General features: G+C 71.0%; 10 protein-coding genes. 4 read left to right on the top strand and 6 right to left on the bottom strand.

The annotated features are described in order from the left end of the window. Positions 1-7 precede the first annotated feature (7 nt). From LXT23_RS27450 to LXT23_RS27465, 4 genes are all read right to left on the bottom strand, one after another. Positions 8-1000, bottom strand: coding sequence for a TIGR02757 family protein (locus tag LXT23_RS27450; RefSeq protein WP_253983282.1), 993 nt, complete (start codon positions 998-1000; stop codon positions 8-10). 117 nt (positions 1001-1117) lie between these two features. Next, the gene (locus tag LXT23_RS27455; protein ID WP_253983283.1) at positions 1118-3196 is read right to left on the bottom strand and encodes a M20/M25/M40 family metallo-hydrolase; all 2079 of its coding nucleotides are present in this window, start codon (positions 3194-3196) and stop codon (positions 1118-1120) included. Positions 3197-3376: 180 nt separating this feature from the next. Then, positions 3377-3844 (bottom strand): MogA/MoaB family molybdenum cofactor biosynthesis protein, encoded by a 468-nt coding sequence (locus LXT23_RS27460; protein WP_253983630.1) that lies wholly within the window; start codon positions 3842-3844, stop codon positions 3377-3379. Positions 3845-4116: 272 nt separating this feature from the next. Continuing rightward, positions 4117-4434 carry a Rieske (2Fe-2S) protein gene (locus tag LXT23_RS27465; RefSeq protein ID WP_253983284.1) on the bottom strand — a complete coding sequence of 106 codons (318 nt, stop codon included), beginning with the start codon at positions 4432-4434 and terminating at the stop codon, positions 4117-4119. Positions 4435-4501: 67 nt separating this feature from the next. Between LXT23_RS27465 and polX the strand changes: the two genes are divergently transcribed. The 4 genes from polX (at position 4502) to LXT23_RS27485 (ending at position 9942) form a co-directional block, all read left to right on the top strand. Then, positions 4502-6256: a DNA polymerase/3'-5' exonuclease PolX gene (gene polX, locus LXT23_RS27470; protein ID WP_253983285.1), complete on the top strand. Its 1755-nt coding sequence runs from the start codon at positions 4502-4504 to the stop codon at positions 6254-6256. A gap of 19 nt (positions 6257-6275) precedes the next feature. Next, a complete protein-coding gene (locus LXT23_RS27475; protein WP_253983286.1) occupies positions 6276-6899 on the top strand; it encodes an MXAN_2756 family trypsin-like serine endoprotease in 624 nt (207 codons plus the stop codon). Continuing rightward, positions 6896-7621: a myxosortase MrtX gene (mrtX, locus tag LXT23_RS27480; protein ID WP_253983287.1), complete on the top strand. Its 726-nt coding sequence runs from the start codon at positions 6896-6898 to the stop codon at positions 7619-7621. Before LXT23_RS27475 ends, mrtX begins: the two co-directional genes overlap by 4 nt. 218 nt (positions 7622-7839) lie before the next feature. After that, positions 7840-9942: a M4 family metallopeptidase gene (locus tag LXT23_RS27485; RefSeq protein ID WP_253983288.1), complete on the top strand. Its 2103-nt coding sequence runs from the start codon at positions 7840-7842 to the stop codon at positions 9940-9942. A gap of 60 nt (positions 9943-10002) precedes the next feature. Here LXT23_RS27485 and LXT23_RS27490 read toward each other — a convergent pair whose 3' ends face one another. Further along, positions 10003-10332, bottom strand: a complete 330-nt coding sequence (locus LXT23_RS27490; protein ID WP_253983289.1) for a DUF1330 domain-containing protein — start codon at positions 10330-10332, stop codon at positions 10003-10005. A 22-nt stretch (positions 10333-10354) separates the two neighbouring features. After that, positions 10355-12169 carry an AgmX/PglI C-terminal domain-containing protein gene (locus LXT23_RS27495; RefSeq protein ID WP_253983290.1) on the bottom strand — a complete coding sequence of 605 codons (1815 nt, stop codon included), beginning with the start codon at positions 12167-12169 and terminating at the stop codon, positions 10355-10357. Positions 12170-12443 lie beyond the last annotated feature (274 nt).

The raw sequence follows: 12443 nt of genomic DNA on the forward strand, positions 1-12443 counted from the left end.
GAAACGGTCAACGTCGCCCCCGTTTCGGGATTCCATTGCCTCCGCGGCCAGAGGTTTCACGGACCCGCTGGGTCATCTTCGCCACCAGTCCGGGGCCCACACCACAGGCGGGCAGGAGGGAGCAGCGGGCGCAGTTGTCCGGGACGGGCTGGGCGGGGCAGGCGCCGCTCATGCCGTAGTGGCAGAGGGCGAAGTCGTAGCGCACGGGGTCGGCGGCATCCAGCGCGCGCAGCGAGGCGGTGACCTCCTCGGCGGTGCGCCACGTGAGGTCCTTGCGCCGGGTGAGGCCCAGGTGCTGCGAGATGCGGCCGATGTGCGTGTCCAGGGGGATGAGGAGCGCGGCGGGGGGCACGCGCTTCCAGATGCCGAAGTCCACGGTGTCGGGGCCTCGCACCATCCACCGGAGGAAGAGGTTGAGGCGCTTGGCGGCGCCGGTGCCCAGGGGCGAGGGCAGCAGGTGGTGCAGGCCACGCTCCGGGCCGAGCGCGGCGCGCAGCGCGTCCATGGGCACCTGGCGCAGGCCGGTGGTGAAGGCGTCCAGCGCGCCGTGCAGCGTGCCGCGGGCCTCCAAGCCCTGGACGAAGAGGGCCTCCAGGCTGCCGTGCTCGCGCAGCGCGCGGCCCATGCCGAGCAGGAGGACGGCGACGTCGGTGCCCACGTTGAAGCGGTAGACGAAGCCCGACAGCAGGGCGCAGGCGCCGGACACGTCGAGCGCGCGGACGAAAGCGGCGGGCGAGGGGCCCATGCGCCGCAGGAGGGCGTCCACCTTGGGGCGGAACAGGTCCGCGCGGCCGTAGGCCAGGGCGGCGGCGAGCAGCGCGCTGACCTCGATGTCGCGCGCGTCGGTGTAGCGGTGGGGGAACTCCACCGGGTCGAAGCCAATGCGGGCGCGGGCGTCGGTGGAGGCCAGGAAGGCGTCCAGCCTCGGGCGCAGGTGGTCGGCCGCCTGGGGGGTGAGCCCGGTGTCGCGGGCGGTGCGCCGGCTGGAGCGCGGTGTCACGTCGGAAGCTCCCAAATGTCCCTGGAACGGCTGCCTGGGCGTCAAGCTTCCCGGACTCGCGCGGATGCACGGCATCCCCCCTCCTCCGGGACTGAGGAAGGGGGACGGGTCAGCAGGCTACGGCTGCACGGCGAACACGAGGTCGTCGTGGTCGTTATAGGAGCTCGTGCCGCAGGCGGTCGGGCTCCCGCCGTAGCGGAACCGTGCGCGCACGGCCTGCACGGCGCCGGCGGGCAGCGTGTACGTCGTGGACAGCACCTGCCGGCCCTTGGCGGTCGGACGCAGCGTGGCGATGAACGTCCACGCCGGGCTGCCGGAGGTGGCGGCGTTGCCCGTGTAGTACAGGTCCAGCTTGTCGTTGGTGACGTTGAAGCACCACACCGTCGCCTCGATGCGCACCAGCTTGCCCGGACCGAAGGGCGTCCCGTCCACCGTGGCCACCTTGATGTGGTCGTTGGACTCGTCCGAGTGGTAGCTGCCCGACAGGCCGTCCGAGCACGAGTTGTTGATGGTGTTCGGGAAGTTCACCTCGGGCCCCAGGTTGGCGCGGCCGTTGAGCAGCGCGCCGGAGTCACACGACTCCGAGACGGAGAAGCAGCGGGGCGCCCGCAGCGCCGGGTCATACCCCGCGACGCTGGCGGAGTTGCTCACCGTCACCTGGATGGCGCTCGTCGCCGGGAGGTTCACCCTGTCGTAGGCGCGCGCCTCCAGCGTGTGCGCGCCGTTGGGGGTGGCCCCCGTGTCCCAGGTGAAGGTGTACGGCGCGACGGTGTCCGTGAACTTCACCGCACCGTCCACGAGGAACTCCACCCGGCTGATGCCCGAGGCATCCGTGGCCGTCGTGGTGACGCTCACCGAGCCCGTCAACGTGGCGCCCGCCGCGGGCGCGGTGATGGCGACCGCGGGCTCCGTGGTGTCCGTAATCGTCAGCGTGCCCTCCGCCAGCTCCGCCACGAACGCGGAGGCAATCTTCGCGAACTTCAGGGCGTGCGCTCCGGTGACGTCCGTGTTGGCGAGCGTGTCGGCCGCGCTGTGGATTCTCTGGTTTCTGCCGTCGAACAGGGCCTCGAAGGGCATGGAGACCGGAAAGCCCGCCGAGTTCCAGGAGGCGTGGTCCGAGCACGCATAGTTGCACTGCGTGTTGGCCCACTGCACGCCCGGGATGTACGTGCCGATGAGGTTGGTGACGAACGTGTTCTGCGCGGCGTTGGTGAAGTCGGAGATGATGCCCACGTCCACCGTCGAGCCCTTGTAGTTCGTCATGTCCAGCTGGAGCACGCCAATCACGTTGCGGTTGTTGGCCTTGTGCTCCTGGGCAATCGCCTGCGAGCCCCGCAGGCCGACCTCCTCGGCGGCGTAAGCAATGAACTTCACCGTCTTCGCCGGGCGGTAGCCCTGGGCCATCGCCACTCGCAGCACCTCCGTGAGGGTGGCGATGCCGGAGGCATCATCGTCCGCGCCGGGCGCGGCGGGGTTCGTGGTCGAGCTGGTGGTGGAGTCCAGGTGCCCGCCGACGATGACGATTTCATCCGGGAACGTGGTGCCGGTGATGGTGGCGATGACCGACGGCTGGAGCCAGCTGTGGCCGAAGAGGGTGATGGCCACGTCGTCCCGGTCCAGGGGGACATAGCCCTGCCACTCGTCCGCCAGCCAGGCGGCCGCGGCCGCGCCCGTCTCCGACGTGAAGTAGCGCGTCGGGTAGGTCGTCGACAGGTGGGTGATGGTGGCGAGGATGTTCGCCGGGTCGAGGCCCGCCTGCATCGTGTTCACGAGGTAGGGGTTGTCCAGCGTGTAGTTGGCCGCGAGCGAGCGAGGCGTCTCCACCACGGGCGCGTTCATCGCCGCCAGCGCCTCGGCCTCCGTGCCGTGGTAGAAGAAGCCGCCGCAGCGGTGGAACTGGTTGTGCATCACCGCGGAGACCAGGGGCAGCTGGGACTCGGGAAGGCGCAGCGCGGTGACCTGCCCCTTCTCGCCGACGCGGGCGGGGGCGGCGAGCCCCTCCCCCATCAGCGCGGCGTTCACGAAGCCGACGGCATCCGAGCCGATGGTGATCCACACCTCCGGATCCTTGGACTTCGCCGCCGGAGCCTTCTCGGCGGGAGCCTTCGCGTCAGGAGCCTTCGCAACGGGGGGCTTCGCGAAAGCCGAGACACAACCAAGCACCATGACGGCCGAAGCCAGGCGCTTCATGTTCATACGCTTCTCCACTGCATGCGGGGGAACTGGTGCTGCGGGACCGAGGCAGCGGGCTTCACTGCCTACACAGTGACTGTGACATTTTCCGTGATAACAGGGAAACGGTGTCGGTCCTGAAACAGCCGCAGCTCCTCCCAGCCTGGAGGAAGCGTCATTCGCTGAGAAAATGATTAAAAAAGCTCAGCGTGTCAGCTCGCGGACGGCATGGCCCAGCTCCGGGAGGATGAGCGCGTCCAGCGCGAGCCGCACGGCCCTGGGTGAGCCTGGCAGTGCGAAGAGGATCATCCCCTGCCAGGTGCCCGCGGTGGCCCGGGACATCATCGCCGCGCTGCCAATCTGCCGGTACGACAGCATCCGGAAGAGCTCGCCGAAGCCAGGCAGCTCCTTCTCGAACAGGGCCTGGAGCGTCTCCACCGTGGTGTCGCGCCGGCCAATGCCCGTCCCGCCGTTGAACACCACGGCGCGCGCGCCCGCCTGCCGTGCCTGCTCCAGCGCGGCGCGGATGGCCTCCGGGTCGTCCTTCACCACCGTGTAGCCGGCGAGGCCATGCCCCGCGGCCTCCAGGGCCTCGCGCAGCACGCGGCCGCTCTCGTCCTTCGCCGCGTCCCGGCTGTCCGAGCACGTCACCACGAACGCGCTCACGTGCACCGGCGCTCGCGCCTTGTGCTCCGCCGCCACGTCCGCGTCCGCGCCGCCGTGGGCATGGGCCTGGTCATGGGCATGCGGGGGGTGGTGGTGGTGCTCGTGCCCGTGGCCATGCTCGTGGTCATGGTGCGGATGCGCGGGCCCGTGGTGGTGCCCGTGCTCATGAGCGTGCTCGTGGTCGTGCTTGTGCCCGTGGTCATGACCGTGCTCGTGGTCATGGTCGTGGTCGTGCCCCTCGTGTGCCATGGCGGTGCTCCGGTGCGCGCGTGGGCGCCTCAGGTGTTGTCGGGCAGCTCGACGACGAGGGTTCCGTCCTGGACCTCGACCGTCACTGTCGGCTGGTCGTCACAGACGCCCGGGGACGTCTCGTTGCGCCCGGTGTCCATGTCGAAGCCGACCTCGTGGCACGGACAGACGACCAGGTTTTCCTCGATGCGACCGCCCGACAGCAGGCAGCCCGCGTGGTTGCACCAGTCGTCGAGCCCCTTGTAGCGGCCCTGGATCTTCGCGATACACACGTTGCGCTTGCCGACTTCGTAGCCGCGCATCTCCCGTTCGGCGAAATCCGCCGGACCCAGCTTGATCTTCGTCATCGCGGTCCTTTTTCCCACAATGCAGGTCGGCCTGCACCCCCGTTCCCCGGGCATTACCTTCCCCACCGTGACTCCAGACGTCAGCCCCCCCACCGTCGACAAGGCGGCAGTTGCCCAGGTCCTCCGGGACATCTCCATCCTGCTCCAGCTCCAGGGAGAGGGCGGATACCGCGTGCGCGCGTACGACATGGGCGCGGACCGCATCGTCGGCCTGCCCCAGGAGCTGGGGCCGCTCGTCGCGGAGGGCCGCCTGGAGAGCCTGCCGGGCATCGGCCCCGCGCTCGCCGAGAAGATCACCGAGCTGGTGACCACCGGACGCCTGCGCTACTTCGAGGAGCTGAAGGCGAAGTTCCCCCCGGGCCTGCTGGAGCTGACGCGGCTGCCGGACATCGGCCCCAAGAAGGTGGCCGCGCTCTGGCGCGAGCTCCAGGTGGGCAGCGTGGAGGACCTGGAGCGCGCCTGCCGCGAGGGCCGGGTGCGCCAGCTCAAGGGCTTCGGTGAGAAGAGCGAGGCGAAGATGCTGGAGGGCATCGCCGTGTACCGGCGCGCCCGCGGCGAGCGCAAGCTGCTGGGGGACGTGCTGCCCATCGCCGAGGCCCTGCTGGAGCGGATGAAGGCCGCCCCCGGCGTGGTGCGCGCCAGCCTGGGTGGCAGCGTGCGCCGCCGCGCGGAGACGGTGGCGGACGTGGACATCATCGCCTCGGCGCCGGACCCGGTGCCCGTGCTGGACGCGCTGGCCCACGCGCCGGGCGTGGCGGCGGTGCTGGGCAAGGGCGGCAGCAAGTGCTCCGTGCGGCTGGAGGCGGGAGACCTGCAGGTGGACCTGCGGGTGCTGCCGGACGAGGACTACGCCACCGCCCTGCACCACTTCACCGGCTCCAAGGCGCACCACATCCGCCTGCGCAACCTGGGCCAGGAGCGCGGCCTCAAGATTTCCGAGTGGGGCGTGCACCGCGAGGACGGCACCAAGGTGCCCGTGACGGACGAGGCCGGCCTCTACGCGCTGCTGGACATGCAGTACGTGCCGCCCGAGCTGCGCGAGGACAACGGCGAGGTGGAGGCCGCGCGCGAGGGCCGCCTGCCGCAGGACCTGGTGACGCTGGAGGACGTGCAGGGCGCCGTCCACGCGCACAGCACCTGGTCCGACGGGAAGCACTCGCTGGAGGAGATGGCGCTCGCCGCGCGCGAGCTGGGCCTGAAGTACCTCACCGTCACCGAGCACAGCGAGGCGGCCATCTACGCCGGCGGCCTCAAGGTGGACGACCTCAAGCGCCAGTGGGAGGAAATCGACCGCGTCAACGCGGCGGTGCCCGGGGTGCGCCTGCTCAAGGGCATCGAGGTGGACATCCTCGAGTCCGGCGCGCTCGACTACGCCGACAGCGTGCTGGAGCAGCTCGAGGTGGTCATCGGCTCCATCCATGTGCGGCACGGCATGGACGAGGACCAGATGACGCGCCGGCTGCTCACCGCGCTGGACAACCCGTGCCTCCACATCCTCGGGCACCCCACCGGCCGCCTCCTGCAGAGCCGCGAGCCCTACCCCGTCCGCATGGAGGAGGTGCTGGAGCGGGCCGCCGAGCGCGGCGTGGCCGTGGAGGTCAACGGCAAGCCGGCGCGGCTGGACATCAAGGCCGAGTACATCCGCCAGGGCCTGAAGCACGGGGTGCGGCTGGTGGTGAGCTGTGACGCGCACCGGCGGGAGGACCTGCGCAACCTGGCCTTCGCCGTGGCCACCGCCCGCCGGGGCTGGGCGCGGAAGTCGGACATCCTGAACACCCTCCCGGCGGACCGGTTCATCACCTCGCTGCGCGCCCGCCGGTGATAGGCTGCGGCGCGCGCCGATGTCCCGCCTGCTGCCGCTGCTCCTCTGTCTCGCCTGCCTGCCCCACCCCGCCCTCGCCGGGGAGGGCCGGCCCTCGCGCGCCGACCTGCAGCGGGTGATGGAGCAGCACGCGCGCTCGGTGGTGCGCGTGCGCGGCCCGAAGCAGGCCAGCCCGGGCGTCATCGTGGGCGCGGCCGGACAGGTGCTCACCTCCACGGAGCCGGTGGGCGGCGAGGCCTTCGTGGGCCTCAACGCCGCCACGGTGGAGCATGACGGGAAGGCCCTGCCCGCCCGGGTGGTGCTGGCCAACGCGGCCCTCAAGGTCGCGGTGGTGGCCGCGCCGGACGGCACCTACCCGGCCGCGCCGGTGAAGCTGCTCAAGGAGGGCGACAGCCTCCGGGGGCGGTGGGTGGTGGGCGTCCTTCCGGCCACGAAGGCCCAGCCCGCGCGGCCCGTGTCCGCGCAGGTGGGCAGCGCCCCGGCGCCCTTCTTCGACGTGCCCCTGGCGCTGCCGGCGGGCAGCCCGGTGTTCGACTCGGACGGGCGGCTGGTGGCGGTGGTGGTGCAGCGCCACCGGCGCGGCTGCCGGGTGCTGCCGCTGACCGAGGTGAAGGTGCAGCTCGCGTCGGCGGACGCGCCATGAGCGGCGCCATGGCGACACCCTGGCGCCCCACCGCCGTGCAGGAAGCGGTGGGCCTGTGGGCCGTGGGCTTCCTGGGCATCATCGCCGCCTTCCTCCTCTTCGGCGGCACCAGCATCCCCAAGCTGGTGGCCACCGTGGGCTTCCTCTACCTGCCGCTCATCCCCATGCGCTGGCGGGATGAGGACTACCGCGACTACGGGCTGACGCTCCGGGCGTGGCGCCAGGACGTGCGCCTGTTCCTGGTGCTGTCCGCGGTTGTGGGGCCGCTGTTCTTCCTGGCCTTCGCCGGCTTCGTGGAGGTGCTGCCCCACCTGCCCCACGCGCTGGCGCGCCACCTGACGCCCATCGTCGGCGAGGGCCACTTCCGGCCCCGGCTGCCCCCGCGCTTCGGCGAGTGGGTCATCGACCAGCTCTTCGTCGTCGCGCTACCGGAGGAGTTCTTCTACCGGGGCTACCTCCAGAGCCGGCTGCGCGACGCGTGGCCGGAGGGCCGGCGCGTGCTGGGCGGCAGGCTGGGGCGCGCCTTCTGGGTGACGGCGCTCCTGTTCGCGCTGGGGCACCTGGCCATCTTCCAGGTGTGGCGCCTGTCCGTCTTCTTCCCCGCCCTGCTCTTCGGGTGGATGCGCGAGCGCACCGGCACCATCCTCGGCGCCGCCCTCTTCCACGCGGCCTGCAACCTCTACGTGCGCTTCCTCGAGGTGTCCTTCTTCGGAAGTCCCTGAGGCCGTCAGCCCGTCCCCGGCCTGCCGCATGCCCCAGTCCCGGCAGAACAGCGCTCGACTCCGCCCGGGCCAGCGCCCGCGCGCCGAAGGCCCCCCTCTGACGTGATTCGCGGATTCATGGAATAGTGCAGTCCCGAAATAAAAATAGACGCGAAGCAGCAACTTCTTGGGACCTGAGTCCGACAAATACGTACCCCCCTCGCAGCGAGGCCCCCACCATGAGCGTTCGTCGCACCGATGGCCCGAAGCAGCCGGTCTCCCTCCGCCCCACCACCACCGAGACGCAGCCGAAGAACGCCGTGAAGACGGGGACCACGCCGGCGCGGGTGAAGGACGGGTTCGAGTCGTCCGCGCCCCGCCGCACGGAGCTGGCGCGCGCGGAGCAGACGCTGACGCCGGTGCCCGCGCGCCCGGGCCGGCTGCCCATCGACAGCAAGGACGCGCAGAACGCCATCCAGGCCTCGCTGTCGTACCTGAGCCCGGCCACGGGGGCCATGACGCTGGTCGCCCCCTCCCCGAGCTTCGTGCCGAAGAACGTGGAGCGGGACGAGCTGGGCATGACGCACGTGCGCCTGGACCGCGTGCACGAGGGTGTGAAGGTCTTCGGCGAGCAGGTCATCTCCCACCTGGACAAGGACGGGAAGGTGTCCAGCGTCACGGGCGAGCAGTCCACCATCCCCGCGGGGCTCGGCAGCCAGAAGCCGAAGCTGTCGCCCGCGCAGGCCATCGAGTCCGCGCGCAAGGAGTTCGACGGCAAGCCGGACCGGCAGCCCCACGCCGAGCGGGTCATCTACCAGGACAAGGCGGGCCAGTACCACTCGGCCTACCGCGTGGAGATGTCCCAGATTGAAGGCCAGCAGAACCCGCGCCGGATGAACTACCTGGTGGACGCCAACAGCGGGAAGGTCTTCGAGAGCTTCAACGAGATTGACGGCTTCTCGATTCCGAAGGGCACCAAGACGGCGACCCTGCCCACCGAGGCCAGCGCCACCACGTCTCCCAAGGCGAGCATCGCCGACCTGGGCACCGTGACGTCGAAGCTGAAGCTGGACCAGGACGTCACCATCGACAAGCTCAAGCTGTCGCTGGACATCGACCACACGTACCGCGGCGACCTGTCCGTCACCCTGACGAGCCCCTCCGGCAAGAGCGCGGTGGTGCACAACCGCACCGGCGGCGGCGCGGACCACGTGAAGGGCGACTTCGACCTGAGCGCCTTCGCGGGTGAGCAGGCGAAGGGCGAGTGGACGCTCACCGTGAGCGACAAGGCGCGCGCGGACACGGGCGTGCTCAACAGCTGGGGCCTGAAGGCCACCGGCAAGGCGCCCCCGCCGACGACCCCGCCCGCGGGCAAGGCGGACGACACGTCGCTGTACAGCGGCAAGGTGGAGCTGCAGACGACGAAGAACGCGGACGGCACCTTCAGCCTGCGCGACTCCACCCGCGGCAAGGGCGTGGAGACGTTCGACGCGCAGAACAAGGCGCGCGCCACCGGACAGACGGACTTCAAGGACACCAACGACGTCTGGGGCGAGTCGACCGACGATGCCCGTAGCCACGCCGCGGTGGACGCGCAGTACGGCGCCTCGATGACGTACGACATGATGAAGAACGTCCTCGGGCGTGACTCGCTCGACGGCGCGGGCGAGAAGCTCGTCTCCTACGTGCACGTCGACAACGGCCTGGTCAACGCGTTCTGGGACGGCCAGAAGATGAGCTACGGCGACGGCGACGGGAAGACGTCCGGCCCGCTCACCGCGCTGGACATCGCGGGCCACGAAATCGCGCACGGCCTCACCGAGCGCACCGCCGGCCTCATCTACCGCAACGAGTCCGGTGGCCTGAACGAGGCCATGAGCGACATCTTCGGCGCGGGCGTGGAGTGGTACGCGGCGCAGAAGAACCCCGGCGTGAAGTTCAACTGGACGGTGGGCGAGACGGCGTGGACCCCCGGCAACAGCACCGAGGACGGCCTGCGCTACATGGATGACCCGACCAAGGACGGGTACTCCATCGACAACTACAAGCACTACCCGGAGCAGACCGAGGTCCACGGCTCCAGCGGCATCGCCAACAACGCCTTCTACCTGATGGTGAACGGCGGCAAGAACCGCACCTCCGGCCAGGAGGTGAAGGACGGCATCGGGATGGAGAAGGGCCTGAAGATCTACTACCGCGCCCTCGCCCACTACATGACGCCCAACACCACCTTCGCCCAGGCGCGCGAGGCGTGCATCAAGGCCGCCACCGACCTGCACGGCGCCAGCTCGACGGAGGTCCAGAAGGTGAAGGAGAGCTGGTCCGCCGTCGGCGTGAGCTAGCTGCGCTTCATGGGCTGACGGCTCCCTGGTGCGAAGAGCGCCGGGGAGCCCGGCCCGGGCTCAAGAGGCCACGGCCGGAGAGCCCAGGTCGCTCGCGGAGGGAGGAAGTCCCTCCGCCAGCAGCATCATCGTGTGGGCGGAGACCTGACGGAGCGCCTTGGCCGGGGCGTACTCGGGCGAGGCCCACCAGGCCCGGGCCTGCTCCGCGTTCGGGAACTCCAGGATGACGAAGCGTGGAGGAGCCCAGGTGCCCTCCAGCGTCTGCGTCGCGCCCCCGCGCACGAGGTAGCGCCCGCCGTACCGGGCAATCGACGGCGGGGCCAGCTGCTTGTACCGCTCGTAGGTCTGAGCGTCATGCACGGCGATTTCGACCACGACGTAGGCAGGCATTCACGTTCCTCTCGCGGGCGGCTCAGAACACGAACGGGAAACGGACGGGGCCTCCCTGTTCCTGGTGCTTCGGGAAGGTCCAGGCCCGGACCTTCCCCTCGATGCAGCGCGCGATGGGCGTGCCCTTGAGCGACGCCGTCTCGGTGACGACGTCCGACACCTGACCGCTCGGGAGGATGCTCCAGCGCACCACCACCCGGCCTCCCGCGCCGGGGGTCGGCGGCTGCTGCTCGCTGGCGCACGCGGAGATGTCGTCCTTCTTGGCGAGCACCACCTCGAAGATGTCGGACTGGGCGAGCTCGGCGGGCGGCTTGCTCGGGTCCGGCGGGACGTACACCGAGCGCTCCGCGCGTGCGCCGGCACCCGGCGGAGGTGACGCCAGCTCACGCTCGAAGGCCTCGTCGGGGCCCAGCTTCTCCGCCGGTGCCGTGTCCACGGCCGGAGCGGCCTCGGCGTCCAGCTCGTTCTCGAAGTCGGCCTCCGCCAGGGGCGGTGGCGCCGCCGGGCGCTTCTCGGCCGAGGGAGCGGAGACCGCCGCGCGAGCGACAGGCGCCTCCTCGGGCAGGTCCTCCGTCTCCAGTGACTCGGCCACGGAGGCCGGGGCGCTGGTGGCGGCGGGCGCCTTGCGTCCACCGGAGGCGGCCAGCACCGGCACGGCGCCGCCCCTGTCGAGGGTGCCCGCGGTGACGCCGGCGAGCGAGGTGCCGCCAGCCGTGCCAACGCCAGGCGTTCCCAGCTTGGCGCCCGCGGAAGCGACGACTGCGCCCGGAGCGGCGCCTGCACCGGAGGTGCCCGGCAGAACGCTCGCGGCTCCCGGCGAAGCGCCAGGGACGGCGGTCCCCGACGCGGCACCGACGGCGCCCGGCGTGGCACCACTGCCCGTGGCTCCCACCGCGGCAGCATTGCCGACACCGCCCGGCGTGGCACCGCTGCCGGTGTTCCCCGGTGCGGGCTGAGCGCCATCCACGCCCCGCGCCGTGCTCCCGGCGCCGGGAGTCGCGGTGGCGCTCACTCCCCAGGTCTCACGCGAGGTCATGCGGGCCAGGAGCGCGCGCCCATCGGCGCTGCCCATCAGCCCCATGACGATGGCGACCGACACCCCGCCCGTGACGCCCCCCAGCAGCGCGAGCCACACACCGCCGCGCCACCGCACCTCCACCCTTCCCGCCTCCCTGCCCAGCACCGCATGGGTGCCCACCGGCTCCACGGAAGGACCCGCGACCTCGGCAGGCACCGTCACGAACTGGAGCGAGGCGCTCACCTCCGCGGCCACCGTCCCAGGCTGCGGCGCGGCGCCCACCTGCGACGCAGCCACCTCGGTGCTCACAGCCACCGGCCCCGTCGCCTCCACGCGCAAGAGCTCCACCGCGGGCTCAGTCACCGGAGCCGCCGCATCCCCGGGCAGGGAGCGCAGCGCCTCGGCGCCCTTGAGCGCGAAGTTCGAGCCACTGGGCTCACCGGTCGACTCGGCGGGCGTGGGCAGCTTCTCCTGCGGCAGCGGCACGAGCGCCTCGGCCAGCTCCGGAACCTGGCACAGGGGCGTCCACGCGCTGAACCCCTCCCGCCAGCACAGCGAGTCCGCCCCCAGCTCTCCCCGCTCCAGGAAGGACTTCAGCGCCGCGACGTCATGCGGCCCGGAGACCTGGTTGCCGGGCGCGACGTACCACGCGTGCGTCGCCACCTCCTCGGGCACGGACGACACGAGCGGACGCCGTCCGGCATGCAGCCGCTCCGACAGCATGTCTCCACGGCCCCGCGACTGCGTGGCGGGCGCCACGACACGGTTCTTGTCCGTGCGCAGCTTGCCGACGAAGGCATCCAGCTCTGCTTCGGACACGCCACCCAAGACGGGTGCCTGTCCCCCTTCAACGTCCTGCGAGGAAGCTCCCCCGGTGCTCCCCAGGTTGGAACCACCGTCCCCTGAGTTGCCGACCATGCGTGTGCTCCTTGCCAGACCCCAACTGACGACCCGCGCCCCGACCTGCTGACCTGCTACCCCAATGGAATGCCCGTGCCGCGATTCGTCAACGGAGAGTCTAGGCGCAGAGGTGGACTCCATGCCCACTTGGAACAGCGTCCCAGCGGAAATCTCCGTCTCCACCCCGGTGCTT

Source organism: Pyxidicoccus xibeiensis, from assembly GCF_024198175.1.
In the GTDB taxonomy this organism is placed as follows: domain Bacteria; phylum Myxococcota; class Myxococcia; order Myxococcales; family Myxococcaceae; genus Myxococcus; species Myxococcus xibeiensis.

Excerpts from the sequence above, each read along its gene's own strand:
- LXT23_RS27455 (WP_253983283.1), bottom strand. The coding sequence starts at position 3,196 with ATGAACATGAAGCGCCTGGCTTCGGCCGTCATGGTGCTTGGTTGTGTC.
- LXT23_RS27465 (WP_253983284.1), bottom strand. The coding sequence starts at position 4,434 with ATGACGAAGATCAAGCTGGGTCCGGCGGATTTCGCCGAACGGGAGATG.
- LXT23_RS27475 (WP_253983286.1), top strand. The coding sequence starts at position 6,276 with ATGTCCCGCCTGCTGCCGCTGCTCCTCTGTCTCGCCTGCCTGCCCCAC.
- mrtX (WP_253983287.1), top strand. The coding sequence starts at position 6,896 with ATGAGCGGCGCCATGGCGACACCCTGGCGCCCCACCGCCGTGCAGGAA.
- LXT23_RS27485 (WP_253983288.1), top strand. The coding sequence starts at position 7,840 with ATGAGCGTTCGTCGCACCGATGGCCCGAAGCAGCCGGTCTCCCTCCGC.
- LXT23_RS27490 (WP_253983289.1), bottom strand. The coding sequence starts at position 10,332 with ATGCCTGCCTACGTCGTGGTCGAAATCGCCGTGCATGACGCTCAGACC.